The sequence below is a fragment of the Candidatus Lokiarchaeota archaeon genome (assembly GCA_014730275.1).
Taxonomy (GTDB): Archaea; Asgardarchaeota; Thorarchaeia; order Thorarchaeales; family Thorarchaeaceae; genus WJIL01.
The window spans coordinates 52,275-77,022 of the sequence record WJIL01000084.1 but is presented as its reverse complement, the minus strand read 5'-3'; the positions used below and the strand labels follow the sequence as shown (position 1 = coordinate 77,022).

The 24,748-nt window shown below is 47.0% G+C and carries 18 protein-coding genes; 9 read left to right on the top strand and 9 right to left on the bottom strand.

Annotation, left to right across the window (positions count from 1 at the left end):
- Positions 1 to 79 precede the first annotated feature (79 nt).
- A complete protein-coding gene (gene gltA / locus GF309_09740; GenBank protein ID MBD3159057.1) occupies positions 80 to 1,528 on the bottom strand; it encodes an NADPH-dependent glutamate synthase in 1,449 nt (482 codons plus the stop codon).
- 244 nt (positions 1,529 to 1,772) lie between these two features.
- Between gltA and GF309_09735 the strand changes: the two genes are divergently transcribed.
- On the top strand, positions 1,773 to 3,206 hold the full coding sequence (locus GF309_09735) for a hypothetical protein (protein MBD3159056.1): 1,434 nt from the start codon (positions 1,773 to 1,775) through the stop codon (positions 3,204 to 3,206).
- Between the two features lie 183 nt (positions 3,207 to 3,389).
- Here the strand turns inward: GF309_09735 and GF309_09730 are convergent, their stop codons facing one another.
- Positions 3,390 to 3,677, bottom strand: coding sequence for a hypothetical protein (locus GF309_09730; GenBank protein MBD3159055.1), 288 nt, complete (start codon positions 3,675 to 3,677; stop codon positions 3,390 to 3,392).
- A 125-nt stretch (positions 3,678 to 3,802) separates the two neighbouring features.
- Between GF309_09730 and GF309_09725 the strand changes: the two genes are divergently transcribed.
- Positions 3,803 to 4,186, top strand: coding sequence for a hypothetical protein (locus GF309_09725; protein MBD3159054.1), 384 nt, complete (start codon positions 3,803 to 3,805; stop codon positions 4,184 to 4,186).
- Between the two features lie 150 nt (positions 4,187 to 4,336).
- Here the strand turns inward: GF309_09725 and GF309_09720 are convergent, their stop codons facing one another.
- Positions 4,337 to 5,173 carry a sulfide/dihydroorotate dehydrogenase-like FAD/NAD-binding protein gene (locus GF309_09720; GenBank protein ID MBD3159053.1) on the bottom strand — a complete coding sequence of 279 codons (837 nt, stop codon included), beginning with the start codon at positions 5,171 to 5,173 and terminating at the stop codon, positions 4,337 to 4,339.
- Positions 5,174 to 5,348: 175 nt separating this feature from the next.
- Here GF309_09720 and GF309_09715 point away from each other — a divergent pair, with 175 nt between their 5' ends.
- A complete protein-coding gene (locus tag GF309_09715) occupies positions 5,349 to 5,555 on the top strand; it encodes a hypothetical protein (GenBank protein MBD3159052.1) in 207 nt (68 codons plus the stop codon).
- Between the two features lie 118 nt (positions 5,556 to 5,673).
- On the opposite strand, the gene GF309_09710 is transcribed toward GF309_09715, so the two are convergent.
- On the bottom strand, positions 5,674 to 7,404 hold the full coding sequence (locus GF309_09710) for a hypothetical protein (protein ID MBD3159051.1): 1,731 nt from the start codon (positions 7,402 to 7,404) through the stop codon (positions 5,674 to 5,676).
- An 8-nt stretch (positions 7,405 to 7,412) separates the two neighbouring features.
- Positions 7,413 to 9,146, bottom strand: a complete 1,734-nt coding sequence (locus GF309_09705; protein ID MBD3159050.1) for an AAA domain-containing protein — start codon at positions 9,144 to 9,146, stop codon at positions 7,413 to 7,415.
- A 161-nt stretch (positions 9,147 to 9,307) separates the two neighbouring features.
- On the opposite strand from GF309_09705, the gene GF309_09700 reads away from it, so the two are divergent.
- From GF309_09700 to GF309_09680, 5 genes are read left to right on the top strand one after another with little or no spacing between them, the layout of a single operon-like run.
- On the top strand, positions 9,308 to 10,375 hold the full coding sequence (locus GF309_09700; protein MBD3159049.1) for an AAA family ATPase: 1,068 nt from the start codon (positions 9,308 to 9,310) through the stop codon (positions 10,373 to 10,375).
- Between the two features lie 17 nt (positions 10,376 to 10,392).
- Positions 10,393 to 13,773, top strand: coding sequence for an AAA family ATPase (locus GF309_09695; protein MBD3159048.1), 3,381 nt, complete (start codon positions 10,393 to 10,395; stop codon positions 13,771 to 13,773).
- Positions 13,774 to 13,775: 2 nt separating this feature from the next.
- Positions 13,776 to 14,420 carry a hypothetical protein gene (locus GF309_09690; GenBank protein ID MBD3159047.1) on the top strand — a complete coding sequence of 215 codons (645 nt, stop codon included), beginning with the start codon at positions 13,776 to 13,778 and terminating at the stop codon, positions 14,418 to 14,420.
- On the top strand, positions 14,417 to 14,929 hold the full coding sequence (locus tag GF309_09685) for a hypothetical protein (GenBank protein MBD3159046.1): 513 nt from the start codon (positions 14,417 to 14,419) through the stop codon (positions 14,927 to 14,929). The genes GF309_09690 and GF309_09685 overlap by 4 nt, the downstream gene beginning before the upstream one ends.
- Positions 14,930 to 14,984: 55 nt before the next feature.
- Positions 14,985 to 15,344, top strand: coding sequence for a hypothetical protein (locus GF309_09680; GenBank protein MBD3159045.1), 360 nt, complete (start codon positions 14,985 to 14,987; stop codon positions 15,342 to 15,344).
- Positions 15,345 to 15,643: 299 nt separating this feature from the next.
- Here the strand turns inward: GF309_09680 and GF309_09675 are convergent, their stop codons facing one another.
- From GF309_09675 to GF309_09665, 3 genes are all read right to left on the bottom strand, one after another.
- Positions 15,644 to 16,981: an NYN domain-containing protein gene (locus GF309_09675; protein MBD3159044.1), complete on the bottom strand. Its 1,338-nt coding sequence runs from the start codon at positions 16,979 to 16,981 to the stop codon at positions 15,644 to 15,646.
- A 235-nt stretch (positions 16,982 to 17,216) separates the two neighbouring features.
- Entirely contained in the window at positions 17,217 to 17,567 is a 351-nt protein-coding gene (locus GF309_09670; protein MBD3159043.1) for a hypothetical protein, read from the bottom strand.
- A gap of 268 nt (positions 17,568 to 17,835) precedes the next feature.
- A complete protein-coding gene (locus GF309_09665; GenBank protein MBD3159042.1) occupies positions 17,836 to 19,518 on the bottom strand; it encodes a transposase in 1,683 nt (560 codons plus the stop codon).
- A gap of 255 nt (positions 19,519 to 19,773) precedes the next feature.
- Between GF309_09665 and GF309_09660 the strand changes: the two genes are divergently transcribed.
- A complete protein-coding gene (locus tag GF309_09660) occupies positions 19,774 to 24,003 on the top strand; it encodes a hypothetical protein (protein ID MBD3159041.1) in 4,230 nt (1,409 codons plus the stop codon).
- Here the strand turns inward: GF309_09660 and GF309_09655 are convergent.
- On the bottom strand, positions 24,000 to 24,626 hold the full coding sequence (locus tag GF309_09655; GenBank protein MBD3159040.1) for a hypothetical protein: 627 nt from the start codon (positions 24,624 to 24,626) through the stop codon (positions 24,000 to 24,002). The genes GF309_09660 and GF309_09655 overlap by 4 nt on opposite strands.
- Between the last annotated feature and the right edge of the window lie 122 nt (positions 24,627 to 24,748).

The following is a 24,748-nucleotide window of genomic DNA, read 5'->3' as shown; positions in this document are numbered from 1 at the left end:
GATGAAAAAAATAGAGACCCGAGAGAAGTGCGCCCACACATTCTCGGGTCAGATTTCGTGATATCCAAATCTGATGTGGTTATTCGTCAGGTTCCTCTTCTTCAGAGGGTTCCTGTTTCCCGTTTTGGATGTAATTGTGGATGCCGCATGCTGCAGCTTGCCCCTCACCCATAGCACTGATTACAGTTGCAGCTCCTGTAACGATATCTCCACCAGCAAAAACACCAGGAACCGAAGTCATCCTTGTTTCTTCGTCAATGACAATAGTACCCCACTTGGTCACTTCAAGGCCCGGAGTGGTATTGGCAACAATCGGATTCGGTCGATTGCCTATTGCAATAATGACAGTATCAACATCGAAAATGAATTCAGACTTCTCAATCGGGATTGGCCGTTTTCTTCCAGATTCATCTGGTTCGCCGAGCTTCATCTTGATACATTTCATGCCGATAACTCTGCTCCTGTTATCACCAATGATTTCAACAGGATTTGTCAAGAGCCTAAACTGAACGCCTTCTTCTTCCGCATGTACTACTTCCTCAGCTCGAGCGGGCATCTGCTCTCGTGATCGTCGATAAACGATATAGACATCTGCTGCTCCCAACCTCAAGGAGGTTCGTGCTGCATCCATAGCAACGTTTCCACCCCCAACAACGGCAACACGATTTCCAACTCGGACTGGCGTGTCATACTCAGGGAATTTGTAGCCCTTCATCATGTTGACTCGTGTCAAGAATTCATTTGCTGAAAACACATCAACCAGGTTGATTCCAGGGATTTTTAGAAAATTAGGAGAGCCAGCCCCAGTACCAAGGAATACAGCATCGTAACCATCTTCTTCCATGAGCTCCTTGACAGTTCTAATCTTACCCACAACGTAGTTGCAGCGTATGTCAACACCCATCTTTTCCAGTTGCTCAATCTCGTATTTCACAACATCCTTGGGCAGCCTAAACTCAGGTATGCCATACATTAGCACGCCCCCAGGCTTATGCAATGCCTCAAGGATTTGAACGTCATACCCCAGCTTGGCTAGATCTCCAGCACAAGTTAGACTGGCAGGTCCCGAACCCACGACAGCTACCTTGCCATCTCGCGTTTCCTTTATCTCCGGTACTTCCTCCCCCTGTTCGCGAGCATAATCAGCTACAAACCGCTCCAGTCTACCAATAGCAATGGGTTCGTTCTTAATGCCATAAACGCACCCAGATTCGCATTGACTTTCTTGCGGACATACCCTTCCACAAATGGCTGGGAGACTGTTTGTTGATTTGACCTTCTGAGCCGCCTCCATGAATTTTTCTTCCCGAATCAATGCTATGAACTCGTCTATAGGAACTTCTACAGGACAGTTACTGACGCATCGAGGGTTTTTGCATTGTAGACATTTTTTGGCTTCTTCAAGAGCCTGTTCTTTCGTATAACCAAGCGCAACTTCATCGAAATTTCGACGTCTCCTGCTTGGATCTTGTTCAGGCATCGGTACTTTCTCTGTAGGTTGCTTTGACTTTTTCTTACTCTTGCCCATTTTGACCGCCTTGCTGGTTTCAGATTGGACTATGCCGGGCCTAGTGTGCGGAGATATAAAAGCTATCATTCACCACATTGTTGGGCGTGTGTAACCAAGTCAACATCATTGATTCCACTTGCCTGATAATGAAGCGGGAATGTTTCGATTACATCATTAGTACCAATACAATCAAATCGATTCCGTCATTCTGCATCCTGCCACAGAAAAGGGAGAACCCATACCAAGTGGAGAGACCCATCATATGCCGAAATTGTATTTCCTGCCCGCTCATTCCATTCTAAACATGATTCACAGCCAAGAGATTTCAGCACAGGAGGTCATGACAAATCTCCTTCACAGAATAGAAGAAATCAATCCTAGAATCAATGCTCTTGTCCAGTACAATGCTGAAGACCTTCTGTTGCAAGCCCAAGAAGCAGATGAACGGATATCGAACGGAAAGAAGATTGGACCACTCTGCGGACTGCCAATAACAATAAAGGACAACATAGAAGTAAAGGGCATGACGACGACTGCGGGGATAAAGGGGAGAGAGGAGTATGTTCCGGCCTTTGATGCTACGGTTGTTCAAAGGCTGAAGAAGGCTGGAGCCATTATTGTTGGCAAGACTAACTGTCCCGCATATTGCTCGGGATATGAGACACAAAACAAAATCTACGGAAGAACGAATAATCCGTACGATTTGGAGAGAACAGTCGGTTCCAGTAGTGGAGGCGAGGCTGCCCTGATTGCTGCAGGTGGATCCTACATAGGCATTGGTTCTGATACTGGTGGAAGCATACGATGGCCATCCTCATATTGTGGAATCTCAAGTCTGGTACCAACCTTTGGTCGAGTCCCTCGCACCGGAACTATACCACCTTACTTGGGCTTCTTAGATACCACGCAGATTGGTCCAATGGCACGTAGCGCAAAGGACTTAATGCTTGTTCTTCCAATCATAATGGGACCGGATAATTGGGATTCTCGCTGTGTTCCTATGAAGGATCAGAAGGTGGACGAAGTTGACTTTGAGAAGTCTAGAATCGCCTATTACGCTGATAATGGCTTTGTTGAAGCAGATCCAGAGGTGAGACGGGTGGTATCCCAAGCGGCAAATCTGCTGGGAGAAAAAGACATAGATCTCATTCATAGATATCCGGACTGTACACGGGAGTTCAGGGAACTATCAAGCGGGCTGAATAGATTTGCTGCGAATATCGATAAAGAGACAGAACCCAAAATAGATGACTGGGAAAATCCCGTTGAGCTCTATCCCACAAAAATATTTGATTCGGCGGACAAGTGGCTGAGGAAATCCCAGAAAGCAAGGGGTGAGCAAGCCATGCTTGGTTTGGAATTCTTCTTTTGGAGTATCAAATGGGATACGTATAGAACCAAGATCCTGCAATTCATGGATAAGCACGATGCGATTATCTGCCCGGTCTCTGCAAAACCAGCATTCAATCATGGAGACCCAAACACACATGCATTCAATGGACTTGAACTCCTTAGCTACACACATCCATACTCGTTAGTAGGGCTGCCGGCAGTTACCATTAGGGGCGGGATTTCTTCTGATGGCCTGCCAATTGGTCTTCAAATCATCACAGGTCACGCTGAAGAAAGACTTGCTGTAAGGATAGGTCGGCATCTTGAGAAAGAAACGGGGGGTTGGAAAGAACCAAAAATTTGATGCAAACACTTGCACAAATCATTCAATGAATCGCATCTTCGGTCTGTATCCAGTGTGAAAGAAGGGAGAGTACGAAACAACATAATGATGATTCTGGGTCTACAACTTCAAGAAGCAGGCCTACCGACCCTGATGATCGTTGTCCTCATTACATTACAATAAATGTGCTTCAGGAAAAATGAACTACTCGTCTTCCTTAGCCTGTTTCGCTCCAAGTCTGCCTCTTCCAGATTTTCCCAACCCACTTACTGGAAGACCACCTTTGCTTCCGCCCCGACGGGCGGGCATATAGGAAACCTCAGCTCCATGTGCTGCAGAAATGCCATCAGAACCATCTGTAGGCCTTTTTGGAGGGTGTGTATATTCTTCTTTCTTATTCCAACCAGTACAATAGCGGAATGCGACGTATATTATTGTAACAATCCAAAAGATGGCAATCGCATACGCTATAATTGCACCAACTAGCTGCACTATATCTACAACCTGCCTAAATTATGAAAAATTGAATTATTAATCCTTCGAGACGTGGCGAAGGTGTTCTTGCTTCCTCACCATCCTTATATTTGTAGATGTGCCAATATTGTGGAGGTCGCAAAATGTCCCCAGACTCACGTACGTGCAGGAATTGTGGGGCCACAGTTCCAGCTGGAGAAAATGAATGCCCATCGTGTGGACGACTCTACGTAGATAGGAAAGCAGCTCGTTTCCAGCCAGGTGCAAAACAAGAAAGACCACAATCAAGTTTAGATGAATCAATATCGGCTTCACCGAAAGATGAGAAAGGAGACCCACCAGGAAGCGGCGGAGCGGAAACTGATAGCCACTATAGCATAGCTCCCATATTCGAAGAGCCAGAAGAAGAAGAACCTCAAGAAGAGGAGCCATACCAGGGACCACCACATGAAACTCCGTCTATGTGTCCATGCGCAATACTGATGATAATACTCTTACCTTTACTTGCCGCTCTTCTGCTCGCCTGATATTGAAGCAGTATCATTCGCAAAACTGCAATTCAAGGGCTTGGAAAAGGGATGCATTCGAATCGTTAGTTCACAATTCGGAAGGAATTGTCTTCCCAGTGAAAAACTGGGCATCTAACCAAGAGTTGGGCAAGTGGGACAAGATTCGAATTATCCATATTGATGTTCAAAGCGTGAGTCGGCTATAGCCTCTTCTTCCCAGTATGCGTTTAGGCGGCCCATAAGCTCGTCAAAATCAACTTTGTGGCCATCGAATTCTGGACCATCCACGCATGCAAACTTCATCTCGCCACCTACTGAAACACGACAGGCTCCACACATACCGGTGCCATCTACCATGATGCTGTTAAGGCTGACAATAGTTGGTATCTCCTGTGCTTCAGTGGTTTTGCTTACGAATTTCATCATAGGAACTGGACCGACAGCGAACACAAGATCAATCTGCCTACCCTTTTCGATAAGATCGCTCAGGACAGTAGTGACAAAGCCGTGGCGTCCACAGCTTCCATCGTCTGTCGTTTCATAAAATTCATCGCTGAGGTCGTACATTTCCTTACGATAAAGCAGAAGATCCATACTTCGTGCGCCATTGATAGTAATCATGTAGTTGCCAGCCTGTTCAAAGGCTCGGGCAACAGGATACGCAATAGCACTTCCACAACCTCCACCTACCACAACAACAGTTCCGTAGTGTTTATCAGCTGGGGTTGCTTTCCCAAGCGGCCCTACTACGTCGAGAACCTCATCACCCACTTCGAGTGTTCCAAGTAGCTTCGTTGATTTACCGACTTCTTGATACACAATGGTAATATCACCTTTCTCGCGGTCGAAATCGGCAATGGTAAGCGGAATCCGTTCACCTGTTTCATTCACCCGAATGATGACAAACTGCCCAGGCTTGCAAACCTTGGCGATATCGGGAGCTCTGATAACATTCATTTTTGTGACTGGATTCAGTATCTCTTTGAATTGGATCTCGTATGGCATCACAAATCGCCTCTAAGGACATTCGATGGTCCTACAGACACATGGCGATGCCACTTCACATTAGAGATAAAAGTTTGGGTTTCGACTTTTGAGAAAAACTGCACGATGACCGTTCCAAGGGAAACATCAGCTGCATGCTTGGACTTATACGGGGAATCAGCTAAGTAATGGGCATATGGCAAAGAACATACCTGTAACAGATGATGTCTACAAGCAGCTAAATGAGATACGAGAGGATTATGAAAGCTTCAGCTCTCTTATCCGAAGGCTACTCAGAATAAGGAGCAAGCTGAGCAGTCTTGCTGGAACCTCAGCAGAAAGTATTGAAGAATGGTTGGAAATCCAACAGCTAAGGGAAGAAGGTACAAAGAACCAATCATAGCCCGTCAGAATCCTTGCTACCTCAACATGATGAATAGAACATAGGATATAATGGGAGAAGCAACCTTCTGATAGAATCCGGGCAGAAAACGATAACGCCAAGATGAATTGAGGTTCTCTTATGAAGCGTAGATTCTTTTGGTTTCGCGTACAACCAGTCCGAAAAGATCTTCAGCAGAATCTAGCGGGATGACCTGAGCGCCAGCCTCGGATAATTCCGCATCCAAATCGTCGCTTGAATATCTCGAAGAACGGATATGAAACAGGAAGAATCTATGGCCATTGGAACAAATTCGTTTGATTGTTTTCAGTAATCCATCCCAATTTGCAATTTCAGCATCAGTCATCATGATCACCAGAAGATTGCCTTCTGACGATCTGCAGATGTTGCGAATCTCTTCTACCGGTGCGATAGTAGAACCACCCTGATAAGACGTCAGAATGTTCTCAATTCTTGCACGTTCCCTTGTCAGGCTCGAGGATTTTACTGATTCCGAGAAGTTGATAGCCGCAACCTTCTTGGACTTCTTGAAAGCAAAATCGATGGCCGCAAAGGCAGAAAGAAGAGCAATATGGAACGGTCCCTTGGGCATACCACGGTCTATGGACCAGTGCATAGAACCGCTTGAATCTAGCACAACTAGCAGATTTGGCAATGACGCAGGAGCTCCAGAGCCCGAAACCTCAGTTCTCAGCCATCTACGAGTAGACATATTGGGAATAAGGACGGGAAAGGCTTGCAGAGATTGAACGATATCTAGCTCCTCAACAGGATCTCCTATTCGCCATATAAAAGGATTGAGCGGAACGGTACCTTGGTTCGATTTGGATTTTACGTCAATCCTCAACATTCCATGTACCGCTGCACGGTACCAGAAGCGAATCCAGTTGCTTTTGGAAAGGTCTTTCCCAGCGAGAAAATATACAGCCTCCAAATCGTCAAGATCGCCACCTCTCTCAACCACCCGTTTGGCTAGTCCACCCATTTTGGTCTCTTCACTCTCAGACTGATTTTCATCAACGCACTTTTTCATTCGATCTCGGTTTCTGATTTCAATAGGACTTCCCATCATCACATCTACATCAGAAGGGATACTTACCCTTCTAGCCGAAGAACCAGAGGAGCCATTTTCCTGAGCCGAAGAGTCTTCACCAGATTCGAGCAGATCCTTGTCCGATTCATCCGACCAGTCAGCCAGAATCCGTGCGATTTCACCAGCTGCCGTTGGCCAGTGCTTTTCGGTTTTCATATATTTCTCCGCAATAGAGGTTATTTCTTTCGCTGCTGATGCTGTGTTCTTATCCAGAGAGACTCCTTTAGGAAACTCTAACCCCCAGTGACGATGATAGCAGCCAACAATGAGTTGCCAAAGGTTAGAATTCGAGCGTCGTACAGTAGAAGAATGTCTAATTGACTCAATTATTCGATTCTTTGTAATAGCAGGAAAACGATTCATCAATTCGGAATCCACAACCAAATCTGCAAACAAATTGCATGCAAACATAGCATTGGCATCATCAACATGCTTCCGAGCTTTGGCAAACATCATGCCATTAGTGACACCATCATATGGACACAACAAATAATGCTGAATTTCATGATGGCAAATAGATCTTAGAAAAGACATGACTGCTTCAGCCTTTAGGCTAGGTGGTACTCCTTTGAGATTGACATGAACGGTCCAATTAGCTGGGTCAATATAGAAATAACTGGATGCATCCCTTTTCTCCTCGATGACGGGTTCTGGAAGCGGGGGGTGATAAAAATCATCTATAGCATGTGCCCAAGCCTCCTTGGCCAGCTGTCTGGGATTCTGTATACGATTCCTATCCTTCAGCCGGTCAAACAATATGAATCTCACCTATTATCAGCAAGAATATCCTCTACTTCCGCCTTGAGTTCAACGGCGGACTGCCCACCAGAAATCTCAAAGAAAACCGATGAATCCGGAGAAGAACCAGTTGTGTAAACGATCATAGTCATGTTGTCTGTTCGTGCAACTTTGCGCTTAGGGGCCTTCAGTGTCTCTTTCAGCAAGGGAGTCAGTTTGGGGAATTTCATACTAACAGTTGTCCAGAGGTTTTTCCATTGTTCGAACGTGAGAGTGTATTGCGAAAGCGTCAGTCGGTGGAGGGCGTCACTTACTCTCCCAACCAATTTACTTCGATTCGGAAAGTCAGTATCTGACTGAAGCTTGTCATGCACTTTGCTAAGCTCTTCCACATCTTCAGAGGAAATCGCTGAATCAATGCGGCGGACCATCTTCTTGTATCGGGACTTGTTCAATTCAGAAGCAAGTTCCACATAATCAATCTTCACCAGAAGATCGCTTCGTGCCATATCCTTAATTTGGCGAACCGCAGAATCGCTTGCTCTTCCCTCCTTGAAATCGTGAAGTAATTCTATGGCCGGTTGGCGTTGAGCGAATCTATTTGCAGCAAGTTCTACAAGATGTTTCGTAAAAGCAAAACGGTCTCCGTAGTACGGGGACCCTTGAACTTTGTCTCGCACATATTCTGTGCGATGCCAAAACACCAGTGGAGCTATTGATTTGACCAGTTCAACACTAACCTCACCTGCTCCAACCAACCAAGCAGCCGCTTTCGAATATCTGTTCAAGTCTTTCGCCGCTCGAACACTCAAAGGAATGATTACGTTATTGCATATACTCTTCGAAGTGTTGAAGTGGCATCCATCACACAAACCAGACTGAACCGTTAGTTCTTCAGATTGACTCTTATCAACTCTAATGCAAGCACCGAATTCACGCACGAGAGACCTCATGAACTCGGAGGCGTCTTCGGTAACGGGGACTTTGTCAACTAGGTTCCAAATGGTCAAAAGATTCTCTTCAGTCAAAACTGCGGGAACCTGCCAAAGCTCATCATATCCGAAGAGCTTCTCATCCCTAGTGGAGAGTATCAATTCCAAATCATCTACTGTGGGCATTGTAATCGGTACTGCAATCCCGAATCGGTCAAGAAAAGGAGGAGAAAGTTCGAACGTGCCTGAATCAGCAGGATTCATAGTTGCATACAAACAGAATTCTTCGCACTTCTTAATTTCATCATAATATTTGAGCTCGCCTTCCGCCAGCATTGAAAGCAAGATATTTTGTGCATGTGGAGTCAATCGATTGATTTCATCAAGAATTTTCCAAAAGCCAGTTACGAACTTCCGCCATACTACTTCTTCGATGCCATCTTTCATTAGAGGACCGGGTCGAAGCGTAGCAACCATCTTCTCTTCCGTCAGTTGTGGATGGCCCCTCAAAACCCCATCATCGATTTCGTCTAGGCTTTTCCCCGTCATCATACGGCCAAGAAGTTTGATGAGTGTGGTTTTTCCACCGCCATGCCCGCCTACCAATAACATCGCAGATCGAGGAACCAACGCATTCAGGACACATGCACCTACAACTAGTGGCAGTCTCCTGCTTTTTGGGCGAACTGAAGAGTCACCAGCTGGCCGATACCGCAAATCAAGATCGGTAGAGTGGACAAAAAGACCTCGGCTCTCGAGTGTTGTGATAACCTGCCACGCTTTATCTTGCAGGTCAGCTGAAGTGCTCTCCATTACATGGTTCTCCATTACACTATTCACCAATAGTATGAGATGTGCTTATGGCTACTATGGTTATAGCTCTGTTCGTGACCATGTTCTGCAAAGAAGGCGCGAAAAGACAACCCATTTACAAAGGTATTAAGTATACAGCGAGAGAGTTCAAAAAGAGTTAGCGCCGGGTATGTATTATGAGCACAGAAGATATTGGCGAAGTCATTGATTTCCTACCAAACGAAGAAGTGGATTCCGAAAGGATTCGCCAGTATAGCGTAGTTCAAGAATCTCAGGACTTCATTACCAGTTTGAAAGAATACCAAAGAATCGGAAAAGACCTGAATCGCAGAGTGAAGGTGTTTTCCGGCTCCGCACTATTGATTGGAAGAGAAGGAACGGATTTCCTAGGTTTCGCTGAGAATGTGGCTCTAAATATCGAGGCCAATATTGTGAGCCTCAGGCTTTCTCAGGCTCTGTCAAAGGAAGCTAACATTCCCTTAGTACTGAGAACGCTGTTCGAATTTGCAGCTCGAAACAAACCCAGTCTGATTTTTCTGGAGCAACTGGAAATTTTTGCTGAAGATACCACAAATAAGGCCGCGCTCCTGAACGCTCAGCTATCGCGAATTGACTGGGCACAAGACAGAGTTGTATTCATTGGTAGCACAACAATGCCACGGCGTCTTGACAAGAAAATCAGAGCTTCTGTTGACAGAACATACACATTTGAGAGAACAACAACCGAAGATAGAATCAGATTCCTAGAAGCAACGCTTGCCGAACGTGAAGATCTGGATCCTAAGTCGGTGGCTGAGGCTACGGAAGGCTGGAGCTATTCGGATTTGCGGCATCTGGTGGGATACTTCCTTCTGAGAAAACCAGGCGAAGAAAATCAAGAAGCCCCTGTGACGCTTGAGGGAAAAATCGAAGCAGCAAGAATTTTGCCAGTGGGACAACCGCAGATGGTAGAAGCTGTCTTCAAAGAGATTGAGGGGGGGTATAGGCCCCAGCTAGAGGATGTAGAAGAAGTTTACCCCAACTCCTTGCTGGATCAGCTCTACTTGATGGCCGTGGGAGATAATTACGTACGGACTCAAGAAGTGATTGAAAACCTGAACAAAGGCATGCCACTTTCAGCTGATGAACAACAATTTCTGAACAAGTATCCGTTCCTGCTTCAAGGAGAAGCAGAGGACAGACTAACCAGACTTCTGAGGGCTAAGAAAACACGCGATCGATTAAGCAGAGTGTTAGGAAGATAGGAGGTCATTGAGAAGCATTGTCTGATGAGGTGAGAATTCATTCGGTATCTATCAAGAACTTCCTCAGCTTCTATGAGGGAGAGGTAGAACTTGATCCAGGACTCAATGTCGTTGTAGGACCGAATGGGGCAGGGAAGACCTCCATATTCCATGCCATGAAATTTGCTCTGGGCTCCAATCAAAGAGAGAAAAGATACAGTAAGTGGAGTGACTTCATTCGTCATGGTGCGAGAACAGCGCAGGTTGAAATCACTGTTGATTCTGGAAAAGAGAAACGAACTCTCACTCGGAAAATTTCGAGGGGGAGAGTTCCTAGAGCATACATCGATGGGAAACGTGTGAAAGCCTCAGAACTCAGAATGCTCGTGGATTCTTTCGATATTGATGTGGACAGCAATTTGGTGTTCATGCCACAGGAGCGTATCAATGCTCTACGAAACATGAATCCCGTTGAGGTTCGTAAGCTCATAGAAGAGGGAACGGGGCTCAATAGGCTCCGACAGAAAATTGAAGCAGAGGTTTCAAGGCTATCAGTAACAAAAGAGAAACTTGAGACCGCAGTGAGTGAATCGGAAACCGTGCGAAATGAGCTCCATCTTCTTAGTTATGACCTCGACAGGCTTGAAAAGAAGAGGGTTTTGCTCAAGAAGAAGAGAAGACTGCAGGAAGAGCTGAATTGGGCAAAAATTGAACATTTGGAAGAAGAAATAGCGTCACTTCAAGGAGACCTTGAAGAGAAGAATGCATCTCTAAGCAAGGTGATTAAACAGTCAGAGATTATGAAGGAGACAAAGGAAGGTCTGGACGAGAAAGTAAGTACTTTGACTGAGCAAACAGATGATATGAAAATGGAGATGGCCAGACTAGAAGCACGAATTGACCAAGAGGAGGACCGATTGGAGGCGGTCCACGGGGAGAACCAAAGTAATCTTGAGGAGATTCAGGAACTAAGAGAGCGAATCAAGAAAAGCAATAGTCGTGCGCATACAGTAGAACAACAGCTCGACAATCAGAATCTCGTCATTGAAAGCTATGAAAGCAGAGAAGAAGAGCTTCGACAGTCTCTCGATGAAATCGAATCTGAACAAGATAAAATCGAAGAGAAATTGGCAGCATACGCGGAATGGAATGCTAAGAGAGCAAGAGTACATGGAGAGTATAAAACGCTAAAAACTGAACTCAAAGGTAAGGACGTTCTCTCAAGGAGTCTAATGGAACGCCTACAAGTTGAGAAAGCAGAATTGGATAGCATTGAGAAGAAATGGAAAGAAGTATGGGCGAAGCTTGAGAAAACAGATGAAGAGGGGCTTCGGAAGGAAAGAAGATTAATCGAAGCAAGAATCAATCAGCTCAAGGAGAAACAGTTTGAAACTAGAAGCAAATCAGCCACAATCCGGAAAGAGATTGATGGTATAGAAACTCAGCTTGCAGAGTTCTCGGCGAGGATACCAGCTTCTATCAGGAGATTCAAGCAATCCGTTGAGAAACATGGTTTGGAGAAGGTTTTTGGTCCGATAATAGAAATCCTGCGACCAGAAGAGGAGTTTTCAACAATACTCGATTCGGTTCTTCATGGAGATATGCCATTTGCGTTCATTGTGGAAGAACGAACTGATTATCAGCTTCTACAGAAAATCCGGGAGCAATCAAATGCACCAGCTCCTCTCATACATATTGAAAATCAAGAGGATCTTATTGAGATAGAATTTGATGGTACGGATCAGGTACTTGGAGAACTCTGGGAACTTCTTGGACTATCTGATGATATGCTGTGGAGATTCCGTAGAGCATTCGGTAGCTACGCAGTAACCCGTGATATGGAATCAGCATCAGAAGTTGCATCTCAGCAGAAAGTAGGAGCAGTATCGCAGAACGGCAGTTTCTTCGATGTTGAAACTGATGCTGTTATCAGTTACCCCCGAAAAGAGAACAGAGGTTTGCTTTCAACGGCACCGTTGAAAGATCGATTAGAGTTGTTACGTGATGAACTGCAAGAGAAGGATGCTAAGCTTGTCCAGCTTGAACAAGAGTCCGAGGAACTCAAGAAACAAAGAGACCAAATTGTAGACTTCATAGAGCAGGTCCACATGTGGGGAAATACCTGGGAAAAGCGGAATGAACTGAGAGAGAATATCCAGGATCTCGAAGAAAGGATAGCGGCAGTAGAAGAAGAAAAAGCCGAAATACAAACAGACCTGAAAGAAAGTGAGAGAGAACTGAAGGAGCTTGAATTGAACCAGCCTCCGGGTCGGAGCAATCTGATGGCGCAGCGTTCAGCTCTTAGAAGCAAGAGAAGAAGGACAAGAAAGGAAATCAATGACATCCATGCAAGATTGAAACGAGCTCAACACAAAGCAGATGGGCTACAAAAGGAACTTGAGCAGCTGAATCATGATAGGAACATCTATTCCGAGAGTATAGAACAGCTGAAAGACGAAATTGCAGAGTCTGAAAGGGAAACAACCGGGCTCCTAGAAAAAGTAGAAGCGATGAGAGCAAGAAAAAGCGAACTAGAGCAAAAACACAAAACAACCATGACATCTCTTAAGGAAGCAAGAGATAAGCAACAGGAGGTTGGGGAGAGGCTTGTAGAGCTCAATCTTCAAATCAGAGATAGCAAACTAGAGACGATGCAGAGTAAGAGACATCTACAAAACATGAGAGATGAGCTCAAAGAAGCCAAGAAACAGCTTACCGAATCAGTCAAGCCAGATGTGCTAAGAGATTATGAAACTGTGACCGAGGAGCTTGTGAAGACTCGACATCGGCTTGATGATTATGAGGATGTATCCGAGGCGGTAGCTCATACTGAATCGAAGCTACGAAAACGACTTGATGCACTGGAGGCTCGCGTACATGAAACGAAATCTGACTTGAAGGAAGCCGAAGAAACAGTTTCTGCTATTCGGGCTCAATATGAGGAAGGCATGAAAGATGTGCTTCGGCAGATTGAAAGCAAAATCCACAGCATTCTCTCAACGGTTTCTTTCGCTGGTCAGGTAAGGTTCTCACTCGAAGACGGAGAGGACTACGGAGTATCCTTTCAGACTCGAATCAGGGAGGGAGAGTTCAGAAGCCTGAGTGCGGGATCTGGTGGTGAGCGTTCTCTGATTGCTCTTGCCCTTATACTGGCACTTCAAGACCTTAATCCAGGTCCAGTGTATGCCTTAGATGAGGTGGATACCTTTCTTGATGCCACCAATACTGAGATGATCAGTGAACTTCTTTATGACTCATCTAGGCGTAGCCAGTTCATTCTCTTCACACCAGCCAAAACTACTTATCTTCTGAAACATGCAGACAAGAGAATTGGAGTCGTATCCCCAAAGGGGACAGAACCATCCGTTATCATTGAGGGGCCAGAATTTCTAAAATCCCATGAGCCGAAGGTGGCTTAGACATGGCCGGTATAGACGAACTCGAAAAAACAGTTCAGAAATTAGCCAGTCAAGTAGAGATAGGCGAACAAGATCCGCTAGCCATCAATCTAGAGAAGCCCTATAGAAGTCTCCGAGAGTTAGAAGCAGCTGTTGCCCGAAAAATCGATGTTGATGAAACCCTGAATACATTACTTGAAAACAAAACAACCAGAATCCAGGAGCTTGCTAGGATTCTTGCTTCGCCTGAGGTTTATGTAAACCGAATAAAAATACTCAAACCGATGAAACTGGCGAAGCTGATTTCATACAGACAGCCAGTGACTTATTCGCAGCTTGATGTGGATTGTATGCAGGAATCATTCTCGCGAATCCAAGACATGATGGCAGCAAGGAAGGAAAGCATGCTACAGGAAGAGCAAGTACCTTCAATTACAGAACCAGAAGACAAGAAAATGGAAATGGAAGACTCAGTAACTATTGAAGATTTGAACCAGTTTCTGAAGAAAATCCCGGAAAATCAACCAATTGGCTTACAGGAGCTGCTTGCTAGCCCAAACATGGATGAATTCCTCAGGAGATTTCTCTACGTAGTTCTTTTGATATCAAGGGGTCTTCTAGGGTACGATGGCGAGAAAGTAAGAAAAACGGAGATAGAAGAACGGTGAATGAGTTCGCGGTCCTGATGAGACTTCTCACGCAACCAGGTGTTCCCAAAGGAGCTGGTGTACAAGACATGCTGGATGGCATGGGACTTCCCGACGAGACTGGCAGAAGCATTCTATTCAAGAAGCTTGGTCAGCTGGAACGACAACTAACGAAACTTGGTTTGCAGATTAAGCACGACCCAATCCATCACGTCTTCTACATTGACATAAAGGAGAACATCGAAGTTCCCATAACTGAAGGACATTTGCCCGACCGTCTGGCAGCCACTCTTCTTGTCGTTCTGACGCTTACCTATCAAGAGGGGGGATGGGTATCGATACAACGCGTGAAGAAATTCAGGAAGAAGTCGCTCCGCAGTGTAAAATCCGATTTGCGTGAATTGGAAAAATTGGATTTCGCCCAGCTTGATGATGAAAATCAGAAGGTTCGGCCAGGATACAGAGTGGCTTCCGAAATAGACTATGAGTCGTTCTTCAGAAAGCTGACAAAAACAGATATCGGCAAATAGTGTGCATCCACTAATTTTATCAAGGGAACCAAACGTGAAACAATTGGTTCCAAAGATGGCAGATAAACGAGGCCTAAGATTTAGCAAGGCAACCTGCCCAATCTGCGGATGCAAAGAAGTCGCTCACGATTCAAGAAAGGGTGAACTTCTTTGTACCAACTGCGGTCATATCATCGTCCGTAAGGAAACCAGATCGGTAGGGAAGTTCGAAATCGCTCAGCGTCTCAAGCGCAACGGCTCAATGGACTTCTCCAGCCTAGTGAACGCCACAAATGCTTCAGAAGATAGCCTGTTTGGTGCTCTCCAAACTATGGAAGACAGGGGGCTCATTAGGAATTCTGGGAATCAATATACATTGACTAAGAAAGGCAGGCGTTGGTACAGACAAAGATTGGGTCAGGAATGGGGTTATTGATTTGAGTCAAAACCCTTCTCTCAGATGATATGCCTTATTGCTTGGTCACGTGGAACTAGGAAATCAGATTCTTTCGTTTCCGGCAACGTGTGTCTTATATCAAATTTCTCTGTTAGGTCATACGGGGCCCAATGCGGAGCAGAATCATATCTCCCCTCCTAACCACGCGAATACCTCCGCGGAAGCTTGATGCCTCCGTTGGAACCTACTTTCTCTTATTCGCTCCGCGGGCCCTGACATCTTCTGTTCTAAAACGAACTAATACAATTATGAAACTAAACGAGAGTTATGAATGTTTCCTAGGGACACTCAACAGCGTATCCTAGCGGTTCCAATTCTGAGTTGACGACATCAATAACGTCCTCACAACTCCAGCCCTTGCCAAATAGTATGCTCACTATTATCTGCTCATACGGTGGGATGAATGACAGGCCACTTGCTTTGAGGATGCGCTGATATTTACGCTGAATGTTGCTATCCTTCAAGTACTTCTCCATCTCATGGATACTCACATCATATTTGTAGAGCATTTGGATAGTTCGCTGGATATATCGATCACGGGGAACTTTCGCACCCGACCCAAAGTAATCTTTGACATTGTTTTCGTACCAGTTCTTCATTTGCTCCACACTATATACTGGTTTAACTGCAGGAGGTTTTCCTTCCTGAGGCTCTATGCGTACAAGATTGCGGCTTTCAGCTGCTCTCACGAAATCACCGAATTTATCGTAGCCATGCTTTGTGAAATCGATACCAGCGTTTCGGACTTTTTGGACAACTCGTTCCATGCCCATGTAATCACTTTGGCTGGCCATTGATTCTACAAGCTCTCTAAATCTCTCGAAGGTTGCATCTAGCGTATCAGTCTGATCCTCGGTCAGCTTAGCAACCGACTTCCGAAGCTTCAGCTCTGCATATGGTTTCTCTCCTTCTTTCACAACAAGCTCCTCAATGAGAGCCTGTGAAATGAGCTGTCCCCAGTCGTCGAAGCCCAATCGAGTGATGTCTATTTCTGGATTAAGATGCTTGACTACTGCTTCTACATATCGGGGATAGGTTGCCTTTCCCAGCTTTTTGATTCTGACAATGGTTTCCTGCAATCTCCTAAAGCCGATAGCTCGTAGTTCTTCGGGAGAACGCTGTTTTGTGTGTTCCTCGCCGATTACTTCTAAATCATAGGCAACTGGACGGAACGAATCAATGTCCAAGTATTCATCTGACCGAATCACTGTTTCGGGGCGTGTGATCATTGGACTGCTGACAACAACAACGTCCTTTCCTTGCTTCTGAAGTGCAATCATCAGAGGCTCAAACACAGCATCTGATGAAACCAAGATGAACGATTCCGTTTCAGGCGAGCGCACGAGCCAGTCCACAACATAGGTGGCCATCTGACAATCGGCACTATCCTTCAAATCATCTGGAACGTGAATAAGATCAAAATCAATGCGATACAGGCGCTTTCCCACATCCTGATACGGACCGTTCCAATCAGCAAATGCGTATTTGACTTCGGCGTCGTATACCTCATCAAGCCAATTCTTGAAACCTTCTGCTATGCGCTCGTCTCGTACGGAAGTAACATTTTCAGCATCCCAGAAGACGGCAGCTTTCGGCTTGTTGGTATCAGGACTCATGGTATTGTCACCTGTGGCTAAAGAATCATGTGACTGTTCTATCAAACTAAAGACTCCAATTATACTTTCTGACTCTGAGGAGAAGAGCCCTTTTTGGTGGTGACCTCTGAGGACTGATATCCCCCTCGTGGTTGTCCGGCTAACCCGCACTTATAGGTGACTCGGCATAGGAAACGAATAGCAACATGTTGGATTACCAACGGAGATGACATTCCAAAGAGAGGGGGCGATACCGTTACTTGCAGACTTCTCGATATATCTTTACGATTTCCTTCTTCGTAGGAAATCCTGTTACTGTACGAGATCCAATCACAAGCCGTGGAATGGGGTTTCCAGACAGCCGCTCTTTCAGTTTCTCCATGAATCCAAGCCCATTGACATCGACAACCATTAGCTGGCAACCAAGCTCCTCAGCGGCTTTCTCTGCGGAGAACAACAGTGGTGTGGTATCCTGGGGCATCCATTTCGCTCCTTTTGTCGGGTCCGTATGACCTCCTTTATCCAGAAAATCGCACTGATAATGCACAACTGGTACCCCAGAGCCTGTAACGTTACTCCGGAAAATCAGCTTCATGTCTTCACTCATTTCAATCACCTTTCAATAGTTGTAAAGAAGTTACAGTCTGACCTATTGACAGCTCATAACTACGCAATCCTTGAGAACTGAAACATGGACGAAAAAAGGAAAGTGGTGGACCGAGCGTGATTTGAACACGCGACTTCCTGGATAACCTGTTTTCGCGGTTGGGTGAGTGAACCCAACTGATGAAACTCCTATGTTCCACCCTTTCCTTGCCCAGTGTCACCACTACACCAGGGCGCTACCCCCGGCTAAGCAAGGACTTTGACCACCATCAGCAGGACACAGTCCCTCTTGCGGTCTCGGCTTCTGTCTCCTGCCCGGTTCCAGGCACATCACGCCCGGGGGCAGCGAGGTTTTCCACAGCTTTTGCCACGGCGGGGTTATTATCGCTCCGCCCAGTCTCGTCGCCGAAACCAGACAGGTCCAGTTGGACAAAGCGAACAACCGCGGACTCTCCAGGGGCTGATGATGTCCCTTGTTTGGAGAGTGAGGACTTCTGCTTAGCGGAACGTGTCCGCCTTGCAGCCTTCGGGGCTGAACCGTTCCCCCGTTCGGGGGTGGCCCACCGCCCTAGTCCGGTCTCATCCTTAAGTGAAGGAATGAGTGTAAGTAAACGACGTGCGATGTTGAGGGAGCCATTGCGGTCGGCATTGGTGCGGAAGCCGCACGTGTGGCATACAAACAACGATTGCTTGGGGCGCACTCCCTTGTTGCCACACTTCCAGCACATGATCGAGGTCCAGTTCTCGGGTACCGCATGGAAGCGGCTATCCTTGCCTTCCACTTCCCACCCGAGCTGTTCGAGCCCGTGTTTGAGCCCCTCAGTGATCCGCGAGAAGCTCCATCTGTGTACCATGCCTCTGAACGTAGGGCCTTTGTAATTTCCACGTCTGGCGGCATTCCGGATACCCTTGAGCCTCCCGATACCAACATAGAGCTGATACCGTTGGCTTAGCTTTTCGATATACGACAGGAGATTGCTGACCAGGGCCCGATCATAGGTCTTAGCCGCATCGGCTCGTTTTGTCTTGAGTTCCTTAAGTTTACGGATCAACCCATCACAGTTCTTCCCATTGCTTCTTCTCGTATCAAGGTCATGTTGAAGGTCTGCTATTCGCTCCTCATATCGAAGAAACACCTGATGTTTCTCTTTCTGCTTGAAATAACGGGTTTTGGATACCTTGTGCTGAGTAAGCAGCGTCGTGCATGCCGCGCAATTGATACCCAGGTCAATCCCAAGGATAGCAGGCGGTAGCTCAGCGTCCTTTCTTTTTTCGACAGTAGTAAGGCGAACAATTATACCAGTCCACCACTTACCATGTCGGTCGGCGAATACCTGTACAGCCTTTGGCTTCCCTCTCGCCAGTTCTTCAAGATGAAAGGGAGCGATCTTCAAGGGGATGCGGAGCCTATCATGAATCCTCCGGCCCTCTTGCACTGAGTCCAAGGAATCACGGATATCCAGCCACAGCCGTGCAATCGTTGTGTCATGCTCAACGAGTTTCGCTCTCCGAGGGATGTACATCATACGAGGTATCCGCTTTTCGCTGTTGGTCTCTGCAGGTCGGGAGGCTTTCCTCCACTTCTTGGCGCGCAGGGCCAAATAGCTCTCGTAATTGGCAATAGCGATTCGCCGACATTCGGACAACTCATTAGCAGAAATACGGGGAAACCGCTCCTTGAAGTCATGTTCAACTTCCAGTCTCTGTTCCTCACCATGAGCAACCCGCAAGGCAGTCATGGTCATGGCATGAAGCTTGTTTTCGTCAATACGCTTCTTGCCCTTACCCCTAAGGAGCTCTCCTTCATTCTCTTCGATGATACCAAAGAACGCATGGATGATCCGCGAATCCCTTCCAGTGATTTGCTCCAATCGCTGACGACTGGAGCTGGTCATCTCATCCCATGCTATAGGGATTTTAACCGTAATCACTGGGGCGTGGGAGCGTGTCATGGGTATCGCCTATTTAAACCTCTAACCTGTTCCGGGGTTAGTTGAGTTCACTCCTCGTATTGTTTTCACCCGAGGTAATGAACTCATACTTTGATACAGTATAGTCATATTTAAACCTATTAAGGAGAAATATTATCTTATTATTTGATAATCATCTAGGCGCATTGAAGACATCCTAGTTCCAGTTTAATAATTAACTATAATAAATATATACCCGCAAAAAACAAAAGAAAATAAGCCTCAACAAGACCACCGTTGCCAAGAAGTCGTGGACGACCCCCAAAGGTCATGCCTAAACACCCAAACAAGGTGGTCTCACTCGCGGTACGCAGAGGTCTCTCTGCTGCTGTTGAATTGCAGCGAAACATCCAGAATAAAAATACTGAGAACCTCTATCGAAGTTCGCGTGACAGTTTGGTAGCCGCAAAGGATGTCTATTATCAGACCGTCGAAAACGATGAAGGAGACCACAAGTACGTCCTCAAAGCAGAGTCGATCATCCGGAAGAACCTCCTAAAGATGGTCATGGAAAACACGGCAGCATACGGAAATGTAGAAGTAAAACGTATCAGGAACCCCCACGCGAAAGTTGGGCCGCTGAATCAGCGGTTCAATGTCCTCGGTGCCCAGCTCCGCAATTTCGGTATGACCCGGTACCTCTTCCCCGACCCTGAACTGTTTGGCTATAAAACTCGGATAGTCGGAGAAAAAAGGAAGAAATACCGTGTAGCAGGATATCCTCCGGATTCCTACGGTCCTCGCACTCCACTCGTCCATCCGGATCTTCCGTCGCTTGACCTAGTCGACTCAATCAGGCACCACCTCGACTATTTCGCAGGCTACGCCTTCATCTACGATATACCTCCAAGGGACGCCGGCCGCTACTGGAACCTCTACCAGCTACGAGCCCGCCCCTATCTAGATTATTTATACTCCGAATGCCTTATCGGAAAGAACGGATTCAGAGGAGGAACCGATAGCATACTCAGGGAACTGAAAGAAGACGTTGAGTATCACTATGAAACCCGTCAAGGAGCACCAAAAACGGTCACAGAGTCCAAGACGGAGAGGAAACCGACCCTGTCCACGGATATCTGTCGCGCTTGGATTGAGGAGGTATACTCTAAGGGAATCACTCATGAGTCGATTGAAGAGTTTGAGTTACTAGTCGAAGATGAGTCGCTGTTCCGCGAGGACGATATGGCTAGGCTCCATTCCCGCCTCGAGGAGAAGGCCAGTACGACCGGGTCACGCGTCCATGAGTTTGTGTTCAGTCAATTGACCAGCCCCTGGTCACTCCGTGACGCGATTACACGGGGTGATTCGTACGGAAGGAGTGACGGGTATCTCGTGTGTTTTGAGACCCCTCTCGATACAGAGAAAGGTAAAGGAAAAGCGGATGTGATCCTCTTGCGGCGGGTAGTATCTGAGCAGGGAAATCAAGCCCATTACCGACCGGTTATGGTACTGGATTTGAAAACAAAACTGGGACCTAGTATAACACTAGGTATCAAAGACATCCACTCTGAAGTGGACATAAAACGCACATTTGTGGAGCGTACCCTCCCGCCTGAGTATGCGTTCAGAAAGCAAGAGGAAGAGAAAAAGAGATACAAACGGGTTATAGACTACCGCTTCGGTCGAAGGCCGCTGGATGACGAGGAATGGGAAGCATTCATTCAGGCCATGCCGGACGAAGGGACACAAAAACAGATTGACACCTATACAGCTGCAGTTTGGGATACATACAAGGAATTGACTGGATGTGCGGAGGAGCCCGCCATCTTCACGGGAACAATACTTGTTGACGTGACCGAGGATATCAGGCTGCTTCGAGACATGCTCCGTGGATTGATCATCAATGCCTACGAAGAAGTGGTAAAGAACCCTCCTAGTGGCGGCAGGCTCGTGCTTGAGCCAAAGGTCCGTGGACACAAGCCCCGGATTGCTCTCATCATGAATAAAAGAGAACAGCCGGTGGACCCTACCGAACCGCCAATAAGACCATCATGGCGACCCTCATACGATCCATTAGCGCTGGCACAATCTGACGGAAGGAGATTCCTGCTCTATACATCAGCAGCATCACCAACCTCTTCTGGTATATCAGCGGCCTGGCATGCGAAGCACTATCATGGGCTACAGGAAATCAAGCAAATAGCTGAAGAACACCAGTACGATAAGATTGTTTGGATAGACCTAGCCAGCGATTTCATAGAACCGGAGCTTCGTGAAGCCCGGTTGTTGCTCCGACCCTACTCAACCGATGAAGAAGACACTCGGCGGACCCACCGGCAGGATGTCCAGGAACTTGTTGATATGATTTCGTTCAGGGGGCTTTTTGACGAGATTGATTCGTTCATCTTCCGCAATGGTACCGCTGAAGCGGTAGGAAAACGATTGGAATCGCTCCCGCAAGAAAACTGCTTGATCGTAGTCTCCGGGATGGATACAATCCGATACGCAACACCGGGGCCCTACCGATGGCGACTGAATCCACTCCTCAGAATCATACTTTCACAGCTCCCAACTTCGGACTCAGCCACCATCTTCTGGTTTGACTCACCTGTACCAGCAGCAGAAATGTCAACCCCTTATTCCAAACGCTCACTGCTCCCGTTCTATGACTCGTCTCCCCTGCGAGGTATTGTCAACGAGATTATCTGGAACCTGCCTGTGGCCCCGCGGGATGAAGTCCTTCCCGGGGAGTGGTTCTTGCCTTATCCCACAAAAACACCGATGTATGACGATATTAGAGTCATAGTCAGGCAGCGGAAGACAGGCTTCTCAATAGAATCAACCCTCGTTCCCCTGCTTATGGAGTGGTCGAAAAGATTCGATAACAGGGACATGGGAGAAGTCTCCCATAGAAATAGCTTTGCCGAGGTGGTGCCTGATGCCTCGGTCAGGGCCCGGATGGAAACCCTTGGGCTCTCTTTAATCCCCTGGCTCGTTGACCTGCACCCGACCCAGAAGATGGACGCCAAGCACGGATTCCAGTGTATTCTTCAAGAGTACGAACAAATGCTTTCAGAATACTCGATTCCCCGGGACGTAACCACCTTTGAACGGTCCGTACTGGGGACTCCTCCAGACAGTGCGCCTTCCCTGCTTGAACGCGTGCGAATCCGACCTGACGGCGCTGGAGGAGGCAAGGCCTTTCAGCCGTTGTATGTCGGTGTCATCAATTATCCACGGATATACCATGAACCACAGAAATTGAAAACCAAACCTTGGCGGCTCCAGCAGAAACCATGCCCAACACAAGACCAGGTAGAGATTGCCCATATCCGCTTCGTAATGATCCTATCATCATATGGAGAAGAGTATGAGTGGCGTGCTGTACTGGATCCGAGTACGGCAGCGGGAATCGCATTCGGGTTATTCCCGACTCGTGAGACCAAGGAAGGGTTTGACTGGGATGTCCAGCGACTAGACTTGGTACGTCAAGCTGCAAAACGATTCCATCGCTTCAAGGACGTGGAGACATATATTCTCAGAAGGAAGAGGAACCCGAATTCGAATGCAGAGAAGAGCCCCGAGTGGTGGATCTGGAGGCAGACTGGCGGTCCTTCGGGTGGGACATTCGTGGGTACGTGTGACTATGTCCTGCGTCGGAGCTCAGCTGACATCACTCTGCAAGGTTTTGGCATCAACCCAAGGAAGCCCCCAGAAGGTGTTTCGGTCCCAGACATTCCGTTTCCTTCAGGTTTCGAGACTAGTTTCCGGAGCACTATTCGCGACTTGTCCGAGAAGCTCGTGCAGGTACAATCGGTGAAGGTGCAGCTGCGTAAGTATGGTGAACGTTGTGCGGTCAAGTTCTTAGACAGTGAAGGCGAAACATCCCTTCAGACACTCCTACTCAAAAATACCGTTGATGTTCTGAGGTTGCTCAGGTGGCCATGGACAGCGGGAAGGCCATTGCGGATAGGGAAACTCCACCTGACATGGAACACGCTCCATGATTATTCTCGGATAGAACCAGACATTGACTTCGGAGAAGAGTATGGATTCCTAGAAAGCTACATGGTGAGCACCTCAAGGGCCCTGAGACCGTCGCTCTCCCCCCTCATCGATGATGCTGTGGAAGACCTGCAACCAGAGCAAATCACCATCTATCACAATAAGGCGCTATGTCCCCTTGCCAAAGACCCGAATCTAGATCATGATGCCTGTTGGGCCGTGGAGCTGTCTCCAAGTAGCTGGCGGCTCTTGGGTGGCAAGAACATTGGCATTAGAGAAGGACTGACAGATAAGCAAGTGGGAGAGCTCATCGATACCCTAGAAGTAGTACTGAAAGGACGGCGAATCGTACTGAAATTTGACCCGGGTCAAACAGATTTTGACAGACTCGTTTTCAGCGAAAGCGAAATCATGCGAGAATTGTCAGCAAAGCACAGGGGGATATCTATGAAGAAGCATCATCCCGGTCATACAGCCCGTATCAGGATTATTCGAGAGCGGTATGGGAAATGGGGAGATTAATGAGGGCACTCCTCCGAGCGGTGCCCCATGAGGACCTCAGTCGCCCCGAACTTATGTGCGTGCCGTTCCTCACCAGCTTTCTCGAATTCCTTAAGCCCCCAGTACGTCGTAGAGAGCATGAGCACCTTCTTATCATTCAGAGGATTTGCAGTATATCCGAACGTGATATCTGGGCTTTTCTCTACGATCCCTGAGAGATCTGCAGGTAATGATATCGTTGCCTTCAAGGCAGTAACTGAGGGGTCTCCCGGGGTTTGTTTGCATATGTAGCCCCAGAATCGTGGGTACAGCCCGATTGGTCCCTGAATCCTGTGGATGGCAGTGGGTACGAGAAGCAAGGAGCAGTCAATCAAATTCTCACTCCAGGTCAGCTCCTCGTACTGTGCATCAGCATCAAGAAACTTAATCTCGTCCATGCACTTGAAGACGAACATCTGCCAGAGCGCCTGTTCTTCCTCTAGCTCTTCCAGTTCTTCATAGTCTTCGTGCATTTCGGGATACCAGTCAAGATCGACAATAATCGCCTTTCCAGTCATGACTCTGAGTACGTACGGATTTTCCTCCTCAGATTTCCTTGGGGCCATGAACTCGCTGAGGTCATCTGAGCCTGCATCTTCACTCATCATATATTCTCTCCCATAGAAGATACTCGCACAGGGTCATGAGCTGAGATTGCGTTGGTATGATAATGAATTCCAAAGTTGTTGAGTCCATATTGAGGCCGGGAAGCTGGTGGATTTGATGC